Below are 16,958 nucleotides of genomic sequence, written 5' to 3'. Positions count from 1 at the left end.
GTAGTTGCACAAGAGTTCTTGCACAAGTCCTCTTGTGCGCTACTCCATCCGCGTCGGTAATCTCGGGGCATGGGTTTCTTCTCGTGGATCGTGTTCGGCGCCATCGCCGGCTGGCTGGCCAACATCGTGGTGGGCGGGCCGGACCGGCGGGGCGGCTGCTTGTTCAGCATCCTGATCGGCGTGCTCGGCGCGGCGCTGGGCGGTTTCATCTACCGACTCGCGACGGGGACCGAGCGGAGCTTCGAGTTCGACTTCCCCAGCTTCGGTGTCGCCATTCTCGGTTCGATCGTGCTGCTCGCCCTGCTGCGACTGGTGCGCGGCTCGGGGCGGCGCGACTCTCAGCCGCCGTATCGCCGGTGATCGCGGAGTGACCGTTGGTAACGGTTTTCTCGCGACCGGTGATCACGGGCGTCCGGCGAACTAGAGTGGGACGTTCGCTCAGTTCCAGTGGCCGCGTCCGGGTGCATGTGCCGTCGGGGGGCATATGCATCCGGACGCTCGCGCCTCGGCGATGAGCGAGGCGGCGCGGACGGGGTCGACGAGCAACGGCATGGGCGCCGCCGAAATGTCCCTCTTCCAGGCTCGGAACAGCTCGGCGAGTCGCTCGCCTGCGGAGTCCGGGCTGGCGGGCATTAGCGGGTCCTCAAAGTCGTCTGTCGGCGTCAATTACCTAGAGTTATCGCTTATTTCGACCTTCCGTTACCGGGATGTGGTCCCTCCCACCCGGGCCGGGGAAACCCTTCCGGGGGAGGCCACGGCCCGGCCCCGGACAGGGCGGTAGCGTGGTGGCTCTTCCTGCCCCAACCCCCCGACACGAACTGCGGTGAACCCGACCAATGAGCGGCAACCGGCCGGAATCCACTGGAAACCCACTCGCGCACGCCGTGAAGCTGGCCCGCGAGACCGTTCCGCCGATGCACCCGGCCGGCAGGCCGTTCGTGTTCGGCGGTCTCGCCGCGACGCTGGTGCTGCGGAGGTTCTCCAAGCGCCTCGGTGTCGTCGGCGCGCTCGCGACGGCCGCCACGGCCGCGTTCTTCCGTGAGCCGAAGCGTGTGCCGCCCGCCCAGTCCGGCCTCGCGGTCGCGTCGGCGGACGGTCTGGTCTCGTTGATCGAGGAGGCCGTGCCGCCGCCCGAGCTGGGGCTGTCCGCCGAACCGCGGATGCGGGTGAGCGTGTTCCTGTCGGTGTTCGACGTGCACGTCCAGCGGATCCCGGCGTCGGGTGTGATCGAGCGGGTCGCGTACCGGCCCGGGAAGTTCCTGTCGGCGGACCTGGACAAGGCGAGCGAGGACAACGAGCGCAACTCCGTGCTCATGCGCACCGAAGACGGCCACGAGCTCGTCGTGGTGCAGATCGCCGGGCTGGTGGCGCGGCGCATCCTCTGCGAGATCCGCGAGGGTGACAAGGTCGGCGTCGGTTCGACGTACGGCATCATCCGCTTCGGCTCGCGAGTCGACCTGTACCTGCCTCCGGGCAGCAAGGTCCTCGTCTCGAAGGGCCAGCGCACGATCGGCGGCGAGACCCCGATCGCCGAGCTGCCCTCGGCGCCGCACTCGGAAGGCTGATCCATGGTCCGCGTGACCACTCCCGGCGTGCGGCTGCTGCCGAACGCCATCACGGTGCTCGCTCTGTGCGCCGGTCTGTCGTCGGTGCAGTTCGCGCTGATCGGCAACTATCCGATGGCGATCGCGTCGATCGGGATCGCCGCGGTGCTCGACAGTCTGGACGGCCGGATCGCGCGGCTGCTGGACGCGACGTCGAAAATGGGGCAGGAGCTCGACTCGCTGTCCGACGGCATCTCGTTCGGTGTCGCTCCCGCGCTGGTGCTTTACGTCTGGCATGCCGAGGGCGAGCGGATCGGCTGGGTGGCGTCGCTGATCTTCGCGGTGTGCATGATCCTGCGGCTGGCGCGGTTCAACACGCTGATCGAGGACACCGAACAACCGCCGTACGCGGGCGAGTTCTTCGTCGGGGTGCCCGCGCCCGCCGGTGGCCTGCTGGCGATGCTGCCGCTGATCCTGGAGCTGCAGTTCGGGAAGGGCTGGTGGTCGCATCAGTACACGGTGTGGGTGTGGACGATCGCCGTCGCCGCGCTGCTGATCAGCAGGATCCCGACGCTTTCGCTGAAGACTGTGAAGGCGCCGGCGAAGGCTATCGCGCCACTGCTGGTCGGGGTGGGCCTGCTGGCCGCCGCGATCATCCAGTTCCCGCTGATGGCGCTGGCGATCGCGCTGGTGCTGTACCTGGCGCACATCCCGTACTCGATGTACCGGCAACGCTGGCTGGCCGGTCACCCGGAGGCATGGATGGCGCCGCCTCGCGAACGGCGCGCGATCCGGCGCTCTTCGAGCCGCCGACGGCTGGGCCTGCGCCCGCCGCTGCGACGCGTGGTGGCCGGTGCCGCCCAGCGTGTCCGGCTACAACGGGGCGAACAGCACGTCGCGCGCGCGCCGCGCACCCTCACCAACGACAAGGACCGGGACGGCAGCCGGGGCCCGCGGCGCCGCTCGTGGCGGCGGATCGGCCTCCGAAAGCGCTGATCTGCGCCTGAATCACGGTTGAACCCCCACTCCCAGCCCCCCACCCATCCCTGGGGGACGGCCCCGCGCCCAGCGTATCGGCACCCCCTGACGGGGACTGGCGAAATGGGGGCGACGGACGAGAGTTGTCCACAAGCGGGTGCCCCTGTGGACAACCTGGGGGTAACCGCTCGCCCAGGTGTCGGCTTCGAGCGTCGCGAAAGCCACTTTCGGGACGTCAGGTGTCCCGAAAGTGGCTTTCGCGACATCCGCCGGGGCACGGACCGGGCGCCTGGCGTGAAGTGTCATGAAAGGGTCGTTCAGGACGAAAAATGTCCTGAACGACCCTTTCATGACATCCGGAGCAAGACGCCCCGAGCCGGGAGGGCTCAGCGCACCGAAGCGCGCAGGCCGCCGATCACCAAGTCCAGCTGGAATTCGAAGTCCGCCAAGCAGTCGCCGTCCAGCAGTGACGGCAGCGCCCGGTGCAGCGAAGGCAGCCCGTCCGCCGTCACCGACCGCTGGAACCACGCCACCACCGGTTCGGCCCGCTCCAGATCCGAAGGGTCCGGAACGCCGGAAAGCCCCACCGTCTCGGTCAGCACGGCGCCGAACACCAGCCCGATCAGCGATCGGTAACCCCGCGCGGCACCGCGCTCGTCCAGTCCGGCGTCCAGCAGCGCCGCGAACATCGCGTCGATGAACTTCAGCGCACCCGCCGAACGTGGGTTCGCCGCGTCGGTCGCCAGCGCCCGCACCACCACCGGATGCCGCGAAAAGGCCGTGTACAGGCCATGGGTGAGCGCCCGGAGCCGCTCGTCCCAAGGCCCGGGCTCGGGCAGCGGCACGCTCTCGAAGACCCGCGCGGTCAGCCCGTCGAGCAGGTCGCCCTTGTTCGCGACGTGGTTGTAGAGCGACATCGCCTCCACGCCGACGTCTGCGGCCAGCTTCCGCATCGAAAGTCCGGCCAGTCCGTGCTCGCCCGCCAGCCGCAAAGCGGCGTCGAGCACCTTCTCCCTGCTCAGCGCCATGTGTCCCACTTTACCGGCACCCCCTTACGCCGTAAGTACTTACATCGTATGCTTACGTCGTAAGTCACCTGGAGGGATGTCATGGACACCGAAACCCTGCTCACCACCACCCGCTCTGTCCGCCGCAAGCTCGACCTCGACCGGCCGGTCGAAGAAGGGCTGCTCGAAGACTGCGTCCGCGTCGCGCAGCAGGCGCCGGCCGCGGGCATGCTGCTCGACGCCCAGCGCTGGGTGATCGTCCGCGACCCGGAGTTGCGCACGGAGATCGCGGAGATCGTCCGCGCCGAGGCGATCCCGACCATGGCGAAGTACGGCCACCTGACTACCGAAGCCGTCATGCGGTCGGCCCGCCACCTCGTCGACAACCTCGCGCGCGTCCCGGCCCTCGCGATCCCCTGCATGATCGGCCGCCCGCCGTCGGACCCCGTCGTCCAGAACGGCTACTACGGCTCGGTGTACCCGGGGATCTGGAGCTTCCAGCTCGCGCTGCGGTCGAAGGGGCTCGGCAGCTCGATGTGCGCGTACCACCTGCCCGCACGCGAGGCCGAGGTCGCCGAACTGCTCGGGATCCCCGGCGACGTCGCGCAGATCAGCCTGCTCGCCGTCGCGTACACGACCCAGCGCGACTTCTCCCCCGCCGCCCGGCGACCCGCCCGGGAGATCCTGTCCTTCGACCGCTGGGACCGGTCCGCGTAGATAGGGTGGCGGGGTGAGCGCACCCCAGATCACGCTGACCGTCCGGCACACCCCGTCCGCCTTGGACTCCCGCCGCGGCGTCGTCCGGCTGCACCCCGAAGTCCTCGACGCGCTCGGCTTGATGGCCTGGGACGCGGTTCGCGTCACCGGCGCGCGGGTCAGCTCGGCGCTGGCCGCCCCGTCCGACGCGGCGGGGATCCCCGGCGTGATCCTCCTCGACGACGTCACGATGTCGAACCTCGGCGTGACCGAGGGCTCGGAGGTGGTCGTCGCACCGGCAGAGGTGTCGGCGGCGAAGACGGTCACCGTGTCGGGTTCGCGGATGGCGAGCGTGTCGCTCTCCCCGCACACCCTTCGGCTCGCCCTGATCGGCAAGGTGCTGACCGTCGGAGACGCGGTTTCCCTGCTCCCCCAGGATCTCGCGCCCGCGCCGGGCTCCGACGTCCCCGCTGTCCGCGGCCAGCTTTCCCGCGCCATCGGCATGACGTGGACGAACGAGTTGCTCACGGTCACCGCCACCGAGCCGTCGGGACCGGTCGCCGTCGGACCGTCCACTGTGGTCAGCTGGCGTGACGGCGCCCGCACCGGCGAGGCCGAGCCCGCCGCCGCTCCGGCCCGTGCCGGGACGACACTGGTCCGCAGCACGCCCGCCACCCCGCACGAGGATTTCATCGACGCCGAGATCGTCGAAGACGAGCAGATCGACGAGGTCGCCGAGGAATCCGTGCCTCCGCTGTCGGATCTCGCCGGCTCCGAATCGGCCGCGCGCAAGCTCGCCGAATGGTTCGACCTGGCCTTCCACCGCCCGGAGCTGCTGGCCAAACTCGGGACGTCGGCGCATCTCGGGGTCCTGCTGTCCGGGCCGGAGGGCGTCGGGAAGGCAACGCTGGTCCGCGCCGTTGCGCAGGCCGAGAAGGTGCGCGTGGTGTCGCTCGCGGCACCGAACATCGCCGTCCTCGACCCGAACGTGGCCGCCGCGCGGCTGCGGGAGGCCATCGAGAACGCCACCCGCGACGAAGGCCCCGCCGTCCTGCTGATCACCGACATCGACGCGCTGCTGCCCGCGTCCCAGCCGCCGCCGCTCGCGACGGTCGTCCTCGATGACCTGCGCAAGGCCTTGCGCAACAAGGGTTTCGCCATCATCGCCACCACCGGGCGGGCCGAGTCGGCCGATCCCCGGCTGCGCGCCGCCGACCTGCTCGACCGCGAGCTCGGCCTGCCGCTCCCGGACGCGAAGACCCGCACGGAGCTGCTGCGTGTGCTCCTGCGCGAAGCCCCGCTGGAGTCCGGCGTCGACGTCGGCCCGATCGCCGAGCGCACCCCCGGCTTCGTGGCCGCCGACCTCATCGCGCTCCGCCGTGACGCTGCCCTCCGCGCCGCGTTGCGGCAGCGTGAGGCCGACGAGCCGCGGATCTCCCAGCAGGACCTGCTCGACGCGCTGACCACCGTCCGCCCCATCTCGATGTCCACTTCGGACAATCTGGCCACCGGTGGGCTCACCCTCGACGACGTCGGCAACATGACCGACGTCAAGCAGTCGCTCACCGAGGCGGTGCTGTGGCCGCTGCGCTACCCGGACTCGTTCGCCCGCCTCGGCGTCGATCCGCCGCGCGGCGTGCTGCTGTACGGGCCGCCCGGCGGCGGCAAGACCTTCCTGGTCCGCGCGCTCGCCGGCACCGGCGCGCTGAACGTCTTCGCGGTCAAGGGCGCCGAGCTGATGGACAAATGGGTCGGCGAGTCCGAGCGCGCGGTGCGGGAACTGTTCCGCCGCGCCGCCGAGGCCGCGCCGTCGCTGATCTTCCTCGACGAGATCGACGCGCTCGCCCCGCGCCGCGGCCAGTCCTCGGACTCCGGCGTGTCGGACAGGGTCGTCGCGGCCCTGCTGACCGAACTGGACGGTGTCGAGCCGATGCGCGAGGTCGTCGTGCTCGGTGCGACGAACCGGCCGGAACTGGTCGACCCGGCCCTGCTGCGGCCGGGACGGCTGGAGCGCCGCGTCTACGTCCCGCCGCCGGACGCGCACGCGCGTGAGGCGATCCTGGCCGCCAGCGCCAAGAACACGCCGCTCGCGTCCGATGTGGACCTCGCGGCGTATGCGGCCACTTTGGACGGTTACTCGGCGGCGGACTGCGCGGCGCTGATCCGGGAGGCCGCGCTGACCGCGATGCGTGAGTCGCTGGAGGCCAAGGAGGTCACCGCCACGCACCTGACGAAGGCTGCGGAGACTGTGCGGCCGTCGCTCGACCCGGCCCAGCTCGCGGCACTGGAGGCGTACGCGCAGAACCAGGCCTGAATACGTGAAAGGGCCTGCTTCCTCGCGAGGAAGCAGGCCCCCTTTCACGTACTGGCTAGGAGCCGCCGTCTTTGTCGTTGGCCTTGTAGTCCTTGGTGAGGATGACGATCACACCGGGGCCGATGTTCTCGATCTCCTTGAACCTCGGCTCGGCGCGGAACCCGAACTCCAGTGCGAGCGCCTTCGCGGCCGCTTCCTCGTCGGTGCCTGGCCGGTAGTACGCCACCGTCTCGGGGAGCCTGCCCGGATAGCCCTTGACCTCGGAGACATTCCAGCCGGAGGCGCGGAAATCCTTCGCGGCCTGCTCGGCGAGGCCCTGGATCGTGCTGTTGTTGAAGACGCGCACCATCACCCACTTGTGCGATGCCTGCTGGTCTCCACCGGGCTGCCCCGGACCGGGCTGGCCGGGCTGACCCGGCTGGCTCCCGGGCGGTGCGGAGCTCGCGGGCGCGCTCGACGGCGGCGCCGACGAGGCGGGCGGTGAGCTGGCCGGAGGCGTGCCCGGCGGCTCTGACGACGGCGGGGTCGCGCCGTCCGAGGTCGTGGGCGTCGTGCCGGGCGGCGTCGCCGTGTCCGAGTCACCGCCGCCACTGGTCAGGGTGATCCCGCCGATCACGGCGGCGATCACGGCGACACCGACCAAGGCCAGTCCGGCGGCCTTCATCGGCCGGGACAGACCCGAAAACAGACTCATGAGAGATCGATCCCCAGTCGCCGGGCCGCGCGATTGCGCTGCCGGGCCGCTCGCGTCTTGCGCAGGCGCTTCACCAGCATCGGGTCGGCCTGCATGGCTTCGGTCTTCTCGAGCAGCCGGTTCAGCAACTGGTAGTAGCGTGTCGACGACATCGAGAAGCGTTCACGGATGGCCTGTTCTTTCGCGCCGGCGTACTTCCACCACTGACGTTCGAACGCGAGCATGTCGAGCTCGCGCTCGCTGAGGCCGTTCACGGTCTCCGACGGGGACGGCTGGTCGGGCTCGGCCATCGACTCCGCGGCGTCCATCCGACTCCTCGCAATCAGGTCAGTGCTCGGCGGCGTGAAACCACAGGCTTGTCATTCCGCGGCGCCATTAGACCACGGATCCTGCGCCCGGCCTCGGTATCGGCGTCGGCGCGTCATGGGTAAGGGTCTACCAGAAGGGTCCGACTAAACTGCGCGCGTGACCGTCCATCCCATCGTGATCGCCGGCGAGCCCGTGCTGCACAACCCGACTCGGGAGATCACCGAGTTCGACGACAAGCTGCGCACCCTCGTCGACGACATGTTCGAGACCATGTACGCCGCCGAAGGGGTCGGCCTCGCGGCCAACCAGATCGGCCTCGACCAGCGCGTGTTCGTCTACGACTGCCCCGACGACGAGGGCACTCGCCACAAGGGCGTCGTGGTGAACCCGAAGCTCGAGACCTCGGAGATCCCGGAGACGATGCCGGACCCGGACGACGACTGGGAAGGCTGTCTTTCGGCTCCCGGCGAGTCGTACCCGACAGGGCGCGCTTCGTGGGCGAAGGTCACCGGCTTCGACGTCGACGGTAATCCGATCGAGGTCGAAGGCACCGGTTACCTCGCGCGCTGCCTGCAGCACGAGACCGACCACCTGGACGGCTTCATCTACCTCGACCGGCTGGTCGGGCGCCACGCACGCGCGGCGAAGAAGATGCTCAAGGCGAACCAGTGGGGCGTTCCGGGCAACTCGTGGCTGCCGGAGGCGCAGCCCGAGGCCGCCGACGACTGACCCCTCCAGCACGCTATGAAAGGCCCGTTACTCGCAAATTTTGCGAGTAACGGGCCTTCATGTCACGCGAGGGTCAGCAGCCCAGGAAGTGGCAGCGCACGACCCGAGGCTGCTCGATCACCTTCCCTGCCTGCACCGCCCACGCGAGCCGCAAGTACTGGGCGTGCGTCCACGCCAGCGGCGTCGCGGAGGCCGTCGGAGTGCCCGCCGGGAAGCCCGTCTGCCCCGAAGGCGCATTCTCGTCCCAGACCTGCTCCGGCATGGTGTCCCCGGAGCTGCTGACGCGGCCTAGGTCGCGAAGCCGCTTCGCGGCCGTACCCCGGTCACCGGCGGCGAGGTCGTATTCGCCGCGTTCACCCGCGAGCAGCGGCCACAGTCGCCCGAAAGTGGTCCGGCTTTCGGCCGGGAACGTGTAGTCCCACGGTGAGCCGTCGGCCTTCTCGCCGTACCCGTCTTTCGTGTACCGGTGCCAGAACTGCCCCGTCGGGGTGGTGAACGCGATGTCGGCGTCGGTGACCGCGATGCTGTTGCGGATCACCGGATCGTCGGCCCGGTAGATGCCCAGCCGCACCAGTTCGAGGAAACCGGCGTCGGTCACGGCACGCTGGTCCGTGGTCACGCTGGAATTGCCGAGGTTGTACTTCGTGCCTTTGTCCGCGTCGCCGTCCTTGGTCAGCCGGACGAAGTACGGATCCTTCGACAGCGGACCGTTCGTGGTCACCGTCCACCGGGTGAGTTTCGCCTTGAACGCGTCGGCGGTGTCGAGGTAGCGCTTCGCGTCGGCGGCGGCGCCGTTCGCCTTGGCGAGATCCGCCGCGCAGACCAGCCCGGCGATCACCGCGGCGATCGTCGAAGGCGAGTAGCCATCCTGTTCCTCCCAGCGCTCCTGCTGGCTGTACGGCGACGCGTGCCCGTTGTCCGCCTTGTAGGACACCAGGAATTCCGCCGCCTTGCGCACGCCCTGCCAGGTCTTGGCGTCGGTGCGGCCGAGTTGCTGCGCGAGCACGATCGGCAGCGCGGTCTCGTCGAGCTGGATGGACGTCCAGTACGGCGTGCCGTCGACGTGGCTGTTCTGCGGCAGGTGCCCGTCCGGCAGCTGCTGGGTGCCGAACATGTAGTCGACCGACCGGTTGGCGGCGTCGCGATCGCCGGCGGCGAGCAGGCCTGTCGCGATCTGGTAGAGGTCACGCGGCCAGACCAGGTGATACGTGCCCGACGGCGACCATTCCGGGTCGTTGTTCCCGAACCGCCACGGCATGCTCGGCGACGCGATGAGCGCTCCCTGGTGGATCTTGTCCTCGCTCGCCGCGAGCATGAGCACGGACGCCTGGTAGAGGTCCCGCTCCTGCTTGGTCTTGAGCGAAGACGGCACGTCCTTCACCTGGCGGAGGTACTGCTTCCAGCCGCGGTCGTACGCACGGGCGGCGTCGGCGAATCCGCGTCGCAGCGAGGCTTTCGCGTTCGTGAGCGCGTCGGCGTCCTTCGCGCCCATGCCGAGCGAAAGCGTGAAGTCCCGCGAGCGGACACCGTCGGCGGACGTCTGCCCGGTGAGCCGCACGTTGCCCTTGGCCGCGGTCGCGTAGTCCTTGAGGGTGAACGATTTCGTCAGCTGGGTGATGCCGTCGGAGGAACCCGCGTAGCCCACGGAAGTACGTGAGAACGCCGGTTCCGCGGTCAGCGCGGCCGCGGTCTTCGCGTCGGACGACACCGCGCTCGTGCCGCTCGTGCGGGCGGAGTCGTCAGAGCCCTCGTTGGTGAGGTCGGGATCCGCGACCGCGTACACCTGGTACGGACGGCCGGTCAGCGAAACGAAGTCGACGTCGATCAGCACGCTCGTGCGCGCTGGGTCGGTGACGTAGGTCTTGCGGAGTTTCCAGCGGTGCTGGTCGTCGGTGATGGTCTGTTCGTAGGTGAGGCCGTCGGTGCGGCGCACCTGCTGTGCCTTGGCCGAGGAGTCGACGGCCGCGAAGCTCTTCCCGTCGGTGACGACCAGGTCGAGCGCGCGGACGCTCGGCGTCGACAGATCCGGGTAGTAGACCTCGGACATCCGGCCGCCTTGGAGGGTGAACCAGACGTTGCTCGCCCGTTCGCGGGCGGTGCCGAAGCCGGTCTTGTTCGCCGGGAGCCAGCTCGGATGGGCGCCGGGCGCACCGGGCGCCTCACCGCCCTGCACTTCACCACCCTGTGCCACGGCGGCCGCCGGGACCAACCCCGCGATCAGCACGCCCGCCAACGCCGGAAGCATGAGTTTGCGCATATCCCACCCCAGACTTCTGTAACGGTGCAGAACCTCCGGGATTCTGTCGTGAATCCCCCGCGAGCACAGGACCCGAACCGGTGAACCACCAACGCTGTCGACAAGTCACCACCCGAGGGCGGGTTGATTGAGACGGCCCCGGCGTGGCATGGTCAGGGCACAACCAAACAACCGCGGGAGCTCGCACCATGGCGGGCTGAGAGGGCGGCTGGAGTCTTTCTAGGGGACCCGGCGCCGCCGACCGCATGAACCTGACCGGGTAATGCCGGCGTAGGGAGTGAACGTCGTTGACGACTCTTGAGAACGAGTCTGCCATCACGCCGACCGTCACCACCGGACCGATCACCGGTTCGCGGAAGGTCTACCACCAGACGGAATCCGGTCTCCGGGTCCCCGTCCGGCGGATCGATCTTTCGAACGGCGAGCATTTCGACGTTTACGACACTTCCGGCCCGTACACCGACGACGACGCGCAGATCGATGTCCACAGTGGACTGCACCGGCTGCGCGCCGGCTGGGCCGACGGTCGTGAGCACAACACCCAGCTCGGCTGGGCCAAACAGGGCGTCATCACCCGCGAGATGGAGTACGTCGCGGCACGCGAGCGCTGCTCGCCGGAATTCGTGCGGGACGAGGTCGCGCGCGGTCGCGCGGTGATCCCGGCCAACCGCAAGCACCCGGAGACCGAGCCGATGATCATCGGCAAGAAGTTCCTGGTGAAGATCAACGCGAACATGGGCAACTCGGCCGTCTGGTCCTCTGTGGAGGAAGAGGTCGACAAGATGGTGTGGGCCACCCGCTGGGGCGCCGACACGATCATGGACCTCTCCACCGGCAAGCGGATCCACGAGACGCGCGAGTGGATCGTGCGCAACTCGCCGGTCCCGGTCGGCACCGTGCCGATCTACCAGGCGCTGGAAAAGGTCAACGGGGAACCGGAAAAGCTGTCGTGGGAGGTCTACCGCGACACCATCATCGAACAGTGCGAGCAGGGTGTCGACTATGTCACCGTGCACGCCGGGGTGCTGCTGCGCTACATCCCGCTGACCGCGCGCCGGGTCACCGGCATCGTCTCGCGAGGCGGCTCGATCATGGCGGCGTGGTGCCTCGCGCACCACAAGGAATCGTTCCTGTACACCAATTTCGCCGAACTCTGCGAGATCCTGCGCGAGTACGACGTCACGTTCTCCCTCGGCGACGGCCTGCGCCCCGGCTCGATCGCCGACGCGAACGACCGCGCGCAGTTCGCCGAACTGGAGACCCTCGGCGAGCTCACGCACATCGCCCGCGAGCACGACGTCCAGGTGATGATCGAGGGCCCCGGCCACGTGCCGATGCACAAGATCAAGGAAAACGTCGAACTCGAGGAGAAGCTGACCGGCGAGGCGCCGTTCTACACCCTCGGCCCGCTCGCGACCGACATCGCGCCGGCGTACGACCACATCACCTCGGCCATCGGCGCGGCACAGATCGGCTGGTACGGCACGGCGATGCTCTGCTACGTCACGCCGAAGGAGCACCTCGGCCTGCCGAACCGCGACGACGTCAAGACCGGCGTCATCACCTACAAGATCGCCGCGCACTCCGCCGACCTCGCCAAGGGGCACCAGTACGCGCAGGACTGGGACGACGAGCTTTCCAAGGCCCGCTTCGAATTCCGCTGGAACGACCAGTTCAACCTGTCGCTGGACCCGGACACCGCCCGCGCGTACCACGACGAGACCCTGCCCGCGGAACCGGCGAAGACGGCGCACTTCTGCTCGATGTGCGGGCCGAAGTTCTGCTCGATGCGCATCACCCAGGACGTCCGCAAGTACGCCGAGGAACACGGACTGTCCACTGTGGAGGCGATCGAAGCGGGCATGTCGGAGAAGTCGGAGGAGTTCGCCGAGCAGGGCAACAAGGTCTACCTGCCGGTGGTCAATCAGTGACGGACAAACCCAGGACGGCCCTCACCATCGCCGGATCGGATTCCGGTGGTGGTGCGGGCATCCAGGCCGACCTGCGGACCTTCTTCGCCAACGGGGTGCACGGGCTGGTCGCGCTCACCGCGGTCACCGTGCAGAACTCGCTGGGCGTGCAGGGTTTCAGCGAGGTCCCGGTCGACGTCGTCACCGGCCAGATCAAGGCCGTCGCCGGGGACATGGGCGTCGACGCGGCGAAGACCGGGATGCTCGCGACGGCCGAGATCATCAACGCCGTCGCGAAGACGCTCGATGAAGTCCACATAGGACGCTCGTCGGGCACTCCGTTCGTCGTGGATCCCGTGGCCGCTTCGATGACCGGGCACGCGTTGCTGCGCGAGGAGGCGCTGGAGGCGATCCGCACCGAGTTGTTCCCGCGCGCCACGCTGATCACGCCGAACCTCGACGAGGTACGACTGCTGACCGGCGTCGAGGTGACCGGGCCCGCGACCCAGCGGGAGGCGGCGGAAGCGCTGCTGGAGTTCGGTTCGGCGTGGGTGCTGGTGAAGGGCGGGCATCTCGACGCCGCTCAAGACTGCGTCGATCTGTTGTCCGACGGCACTTCTTGGGTGGAGCTGAGCGGGCCGCGGTTCGACACGCGGAACACGCACGGCGGCGGGGACACGATGGCTTCGGCGATCACGTCTTCGCTGGCGAAGGGGGCCGACGTGCCGACGGCGGTCGCCGAGGGGAAGCGGTTCATCGAGCGGTGCGTGGCGGAGTCGTACCCGCTGGGGGCCGGGGTGGGGCCGGTTTCGCCCTTCTGGCGCCTGAAGTGACGCATTTATCATAAATGCGTTCTGTCTGGGGCGTGGGTCGGGGGGGGGGGGGGGGGGGGGGGGGGGGGGGGTTGGGGGGGGGGGGGGGGGGGGGGGGGGGGGGGGGGGGGGGGGGGGGTCGTGAGTGGCAAGTGTCGTTCTAACCCCACTTGCCACTCACGAGGACTGGACCGAGGCGTTACCGCCGCTTTGAGTGCCTGATGTACGTGAAGGCCCCCTTCATTGCGCCTGGCGCTGTGAAGGGGGCCTTCACGTACTTGGGAGGTGTGGAGGTCGAGTTTCCTCGGCTGAGCCGCGTGAAGGGGTCCTTCACGCACGGCCGCTGTGACTGCTGGTGCGTGTGGGGCGAACGTGGCGATCCCGAAGGCCCTGACCTAACAGCCAAAGCGGCGTTGAAGCGTAGATCCACTTGACCGGGCGGCCGATCAGTACTTCCCAGGATTTGGGACCCCGCAAAGCTTTTCGCAACATCAACGCCATCTCCAGGCAACGAAACAGCCCGAAAGTGGGCCACGCCACCCGCCTGAGGGACGATGTTCACTCGATCAGGTGGTGCATAGCGGACAAATCACCAGTTTCCTGGTGATCATGTTGGTGTCCACGAAGAAACCTCTTGCCGTGCTTCGTCACGACCTGCCCGCCTCGTTGGTGGTGTTCCTCGTCGCCGTCCCGCTTTCACTCGGGATCGCTCTCGCGTCAGGGGCGCCGATCGTCGCGGGGCTGATCGCGGCCGTGGTGGGAGGTGTGGTCGCCGGGGCCCTCGGCGGCTCCCCGCTTCAGGTCAGCGGCCCGGCCGCCGGACTGACGGTGATCATGGCCGAGACGATCGCGACCTTCGGCTGGGCGACCACCTGTGCGATCACCGTCGCGGCGGGCGGGCTCCAGATCCTGCTCGGGCTGAGCCGCATCGCCCGCGCGGCGCTCGCGATCTCGCCCGCCATCGTGCACGGCATGCTCGCCGGTATCGGGGTCACGATCGTCCTCGGCCAGCTCCACGTCGTGCTGGGTGGAACGGCGCAGAGTTCCGCGCTCAAGAACATCGCCGAACTGCCCGCGCAGATCGTCGGCCACCACGACACCGCCGCGCTGATCGGTGTGCTCACCATCGGCATCCTGCTGCTGTGGCCGCGGCTGCCCAAGGCCGTCCGCAAGGTGCCCGGCCCGCTCGCCGCGATCGGCCTGGTGACCGTGCTGTCCGTCGCCGCCGGGATGACTTTGCCCCGCGTCAACCTGCCGGGTGACCTGCTCAACATCCGCTTCGCACCTGAGTTCCCGGACGCCGGCTGGGGCGCGTTCGCCGTCGCGGTCATCACCATCGCCCTGATCGCCAGTGTGGAAAGCCTGCTGTCGGCCGTCGCTGTCGACAAGATGCACACCGGACCGCGGTCGAACCTCGACCGCGAGCTGATCGGGCAGGGCACCGCGAACATGGCCTCCGGCGCGCTGGGCGGCCTTCCGGTCACCGGCGTGATCGTCCGCAGCTCGACCAACGTCGCCGCCGGCGCCCGCACCCGCGGTTCGGCGATCCTGCACGGGATCTGGATCCTGGTGTTCGTCGCCGCGTTCGCCGGGCTGATCCAGAACATCCCGCTCGCCGCGCTGGCCGGTCTGCTCGTCCACGTCGGCGCGAAACTCGTGAACCCCGGGCACATGAAGCAGGTCCTCAAACACGGCGACCTGGGGTTGTACCTGGTGACGCTCGCCGGTGTCGTCGTCTTCGACCTGCTCACGGGTGTCCTGCTCGGTATCGCGCTTTCGGTACTGCTGATGCTGCGGCGCACGGTGTGGTCCGGGATCCACGCCGAACGCGACGGCGACGAATGGCGCGTCGTGGTCGAAGGTGTCCTGACGTTCCTTTCGGTGCCGAGGCTCAGCCGCGTGCTCGCGACAGTGCCTGACGGCGCGAAGGTGACCTTGGAGCTGGTCGTCGACTACCTCGACCACGCCGCCTTCGAGAGCCTTTCGAACTGGCAGCAGGGGCACGAACGCACCGGCGGTGAGGTGACCGTCGACGAGGTCGGGCACCCGTGGTTCGCCAACGGCAAGTCCGGCGACCCGACCCTGACCAGGACGGACGCGATGCGGTCGGTGCCGAGGTTCCTCGCGCCGTGGTCCGACTGGCAGGTCAAGGACGTCGAAGTGCCCGGTCAGCGCGGTGGGCCGACGCTGCGCGGGGCGACCGAGTTCCAGCGGCGCACGGCCGCGCTCATGCAGCCCGCGCTCAGCAAGCTGGCGGGCGGGCAGTCGCCGCACACGCTGTTCATCACCTGCGGTGACGCGCGGATCGTGCCGAACATGATCACCACCAGCGGTCCCGGCGACCTGTTCACCGTCCGCAACATCGGGAACCTGGTGCCCGCCCGCCGGGCCGACCCGTCGATGGGCGCCACCGTCGAATTCGCCGTCGGCGTGCTCAAGGTGCGCGAGATCGTGGTCTGCGGGCACTCCGGCTGCGGCGCGATGCAGGCGCTGGCCACCGGCGCCCCCGACGGCGCGCCGATGCTGGCCTCCTGGCTGAAGCACGCCGAGCCGAGCGCCAAGCGCGCGGTCTCGGTTGACCTCGACGGCGAACGCCCGGACGCCGAGGTCAACCGGCTGGCACTGCAGAACGTGCTGCAGCAGCTGGAGCACCTGCGCCACTACCCGCTGATCGCCGAGGCGGAGGCGCGCGGCGAGCTGCACCTGACCGGGATGTACTTCGACGTCGGAGCGGCGCAGGTCTACCTGTCGGACGACGAGAGCCCGGCGTTCACTCCGGTCGGTGCCGTGACCGCGTCCGGGGGCTGAAGGACGCCTTACCCGCATGCGATGGGGCCAAAGCGTCCTTCACCCGATCGCATGCGGGGATGGTCCCCTTCAGCCCTCTTCCAGTCCGACCCACTAGCCCGGACCCCGCCCCGCCACCACCCTCAACGGAGGGGCTGCGCCCCGCAGACTAGATTCAACCCACGTGAGCATGCTGGTCATAACCGGTACCGGTACAGGTGTCGGCAAGACGATCACCACCGCCGCCATCGCCGCGCTGGCCGCCGGGCAGGGCCAACGCGTCGCCGTGCTGAAACCGGCGCAGACCGGGGTCGGCCCGGACGAGCCGGGTGATCTCGCCGACGTCCTCCGGCTCGCCGGTCCCGTCACCACTCGTGAACTGCGGAGATACCCGGATCCCCTGTCACCGGAGGCGGCGTCCAGGCTTTCGGGCCTGCCGACGCTGCCTCCGAGCGAGATCGCCGCGGCCGCGAGCGACCTCAACGGCGAGCACGACCTCACGCTCATCGAGGGCGCGGGCGGTCTGCTGGTCCGGTTCGACGCCGACGGCGCTTCGCTCGCCGACGTCGCCTGGTCGCTCGGCGCGCTGGTCATCGTCGTGGCCGAGGCCGGGCTGGGCACGCTCAACGCGACAGCCCTGACAGCCGAGGTCGCGACCAAACGCGGGCTCACCGTCGCCGGGGTCATCATCGGCTCGTGGCCGGAAGACCCGGACCTGGCGTCGGTGTCGAACCTGCAGGACCTGCCGGTCGCGGCCGGTGCGCCACTGCTGGGCGTGCTGCCCGCCGGCCTCGGGGACGCCGAGCCCGAGGAGTTCGCCGCCAAGGCCAGGGCGGGTCTCTCGCCGTGGTTCGGCGGGGAGTTCGACCCGGAATGCTTCGTCGGCCGCGCGTCGGCCCAGAAGTGATCTGCGTCGCTGTG

14 protein-coding genes are annotated in these 16,958 nt (G+C 69.2%); 10 read left to right on the top strand and 4 right to left on the bottom strand.

Features of this window, described 5'->3' with window-relative positions:
- Positions 1–69 precede the first annotated feature (69 nt).
- The 3 genes from ACZ6YV_RS29120 (at position 70) to pssA (ending at position 2,540) form a co-directional block, all read left to right on the top strand.
- A complete protein-coding gene (locus tag ACZ6YV_RS29120; RefSeq protein WP_465512629.1) occupies positions 70–360 on the top strand; it encodes a GlsB/YeaQ/YmgE family stress response membrane protein in 291 nt (96 codons plus the stop codon).
- 476 nt (positions 361–836) lie between these two features.
- Positions 837–1,565, top strand: coding sequence for a phosphatidylserine decarboxylase (locus ACZ6YV_RS29115; protein ID WP_184896367.1), 729 nt, complete (start codon positions 837–839; stop codon positions 1,563–1,565).
- 3 nt (positions 1,566–1,568) lie between these two features.
- Positions 1,569–2,540, top strand: coding sequence for a CDP-diacylglycerol--serine O-phosphatidyltransferase (gene pssA, locus ACZ6YV_RS29110; RefSeq protein WP_465512628.1), 972 nt, complete (start codon positions 1,569–1,571; stop codon positions 2,538–2,540).
- Positions 2,541–2,908: 368 nt separating this feature from the next.
- Here the strand turns inward: pssA and ACZ6YV_RS29105 are convergent, their stop codons facing one another.
- Positions 2,909–3,550, bottom strand: a complete 642-nt coding sequence (locus ACZ6YV_RS29105; protein ID WP_465512627.1) for a TetR/AcrR family transcriptional regulator — start codon at positions 3,548–3,550, stop codon at positions 2,909–2,911.
- An 81-nt stretch (positions 3,551–3,631) separates the two neighbouring features.
- Between ACZ6YV_RS29105 and ACZ6YV_RS29100 the strand changes: the two genes are divergently transcribed.
- Positions 3,632–4,246 carry a nitroreductase family protein gene (locus tag ACZ6YV_RS29100; protein WP_465512626.1) on the top strand — a complete coding sequence of 205 codons (615 nt, stop codon included), beginning with the start codon at positions 3,632–3,634 and terminating at the stop codon, positions 4,244–4,246.
- A 13-nt stretch (positions 4,247–4,259) separates the two neighbouring features.
- Entirely contained in the window at positions 4,260–6,539 is a 2,280-nt protein-coding gene (locus ACZ6YV_RS29095; protein ID WP_465512625.1) for an AAA family ATPase, read from the top strand.
- Between the two features lie 55 nt (positions 6,540–6,594).
- Here ACZ6YV_RS29095 and ACZ6YV_RS29090 read toward each other — a convergent pair whose 3' ends face one another.
- Together ACZ6YV_RS29090 and ACZ6YV_RS29085 are read right to left on the bottom strand one after the other, a co-directional pair.
- Entirely contained in the window at positions 6,595–7,233 is a 639-nt protein-coding gene (locus tag ACZ6YV_RS29090) for a LytR C-terminal domain-containing protein (protein ID WP_465512624.1), read from the bottom strand.
- Positions 7,230–7,541 carry a DUF3263 domain-containing protein gene (locus tag ACZ6YV_RS29085; RefSeq protein ID WP_005160574.1) on the bottom strand — a complete coding sequence of 104 codons (312 nt, stop codon included), beginning with the start codon at positions 7,539–7,541 and terminating at the stop codon, positions 7,230–7,232. The genes ACZ6YV_RS29090 and ACZ6YV_RS29085 overlap by 4 nt, the downstream gene beginning before the upstream one ends.
- A 157-nt stretch (positions 7,542–7,698) precedes the next feature.
- On the opposite strand from ACZ6YV_RS29085, the gene ACZ6YV_RS29080 reads away from it, so the two are divergent.
- A complete protein-coding gene (locus ACZ6YV_RS29080; RefSeq protein WP_465512623.1) occupies positions 7,699–8,271 on the top strand; it encodes a peptide deformylase in 573 nt (190 codons plus the stop codon).
- Between the two features lie 73 nt (positions 8,272–8,344).
- Here the strand turns inward: ACZ6YV_RS29080 and ACZ6YV_RS29075 are convergent, their stop codons facing one another.
- Positions 8,345–10,528 (bottom strand): glycoside hydrolase family 15 protein, encoded by a 2,184-nt coding sequence (locus tag ACZ6YV_RS29075; RefSeq protein WP_465512622.1) that lies wholly within the window; start codon positions 10,526–10,528, stop codon positions 8,345–8,347.
- A gap of 287 nt (positions 10,529–10,815) precedes the next feature.
- Here ACZ6YV_RS29075 and thiC point away from each other — a divergent pair, with 287 nt between their 5' ends.
- The 4 genes from thiC (at position 10,816) to bioD (ending at position 16,944) form a co-directional block, all read left to right on the top strand.
- Positions 10,816–12,459 (top strand): phosphomethylpyrimidine synthase ThiC, encoded by a 1,644-nt coding sequence (gene thiC / locus ACZ6YV_RS29070; RefSeq protein WP_378244281.1) that lies wholly within the window; start codon positions 10,816–10,818, stop codon positions 12,457–12,459.
- Positions 12,456–13,271, top strand: a complete 816-nt coding sequence (gene thiD / locus ACZ6YV_RS29065) for a bifunctional hydroxymethylpyrimidine kinase/phosphomethylpyrimidine kinase (RefSeq protein ID WP_465512621.1) — start codon at positions 12,456–12,458, stop codon at positions 13,269–13,271. The genes thiC and thiD overlap by 4 nt, the downstream gene beginning before the upstream one ends.
- A 588-nt stretch (positions 13,272–13,859) precedes the next feature.
- Positions 13,860–16,058 carry a SulP family inorganic anion transporter gene (locus ACZ6YV_RS29060; RefSeq protein WP_465512620.1) on the top strand — a complete coding sequence of 733 codons (2,199 nt, stop codon included), beginning with the start codon at positions 13,860–13,862 and terminating at the stop codon, positions 16,056–16,058.
- A 163-nt stretch (positions 16,059–16,221) separates the two neighbouring features.
- Entirely contained in the window at positions 16,222–16,944 is a 723-nt protein-coding gene (gene bioD / locus ACZ6YV_RS29055) for a dethiobiotin synthase (RefSeq protein WP_465512619.1), read from the top strand.
- The last annotated feature ends 14 nt before the right edge of the window (positions 16,945–16,958 follow it).

This window comes from Amycolatopsis sp. NPDC102522 (genome assembly GCF_055584485.1).
The sequence above is the reverse complement of the archived record's forward strand: the minus strand, read 5'-3'. Positions and strand labels throughout refer to the sequence as shown.

Excerpts from the sequence above, each read along its gene's own strand:
- ACZ6YV_RS29120 (WP_465512629.1), top strand. The coding sequence starts at position 70 with ATGGGTTTCTTCTCGTGGATCGTGTTCGGCGCCATCGCCGGCTGGCTG.
- ACZ6YV_RS29115 (WP_184896367.1), top strand. The coding sequence starts at position 837 with ATGAGCGGCAACCGGCCGGAATCCACTGGAAACCCACTCGCGCACGCC.
- pssA (WP_465512628.1), top strand. The coding sequence starts at position 1,569 with ATGGTCCGCGTGACCACTCCCGGCGTGCGGCTGCTGCCGAACGCCATC.
- ACZ6YV_RS29105 (WP_465512627.1), bottom strand. The coding sequence starts at position 3,550 with ATGGCGCTGAGCAGGGAGAAGGTGCTCGACGCCGCTTTGCGGCTGGCG.
- ACZ6YV_RS29100 (WP_465512626.1), top strand. The coding sequence starts at position 3,632 with ATGGACACCGAAACCCTGCTCACCACCACCCGCTCTGTCCGCCGCAAG.
- ACZ6YV_RS29090 (WP_465512624.1), bottom strand. The coding sequence starts at position 7,233 with ATGAGTCTGTTTTCGGGTCTGTCCCGGCCGATGAAGGCCGCCGGACTG.
- ACZ6YV_RS29085 (WP_005160574.1), bottom strand. The coding sequence starts at position 7,541 with ATGGACGCCGCGGAGTCGATGGCCGAGCCCGACCAGCCGTCCCCGTCG.
- ACZ6YV_RS29075 (WP_465512622.1), bottom strand. The coding sequence starts at position 10,528 with ATGCGCAAACTCATGCTTCCGGCGTTGGCGGGCGTGCTGATCGCGGGG.
- ACZ6YV_RS29060 (WP_465512620.1), top strand. The coding sequence starts at position 13,860 with ATGTTGGTGTCCACGAAGAAACCTCTTGCCGTGCTTCGTCACGACCTG.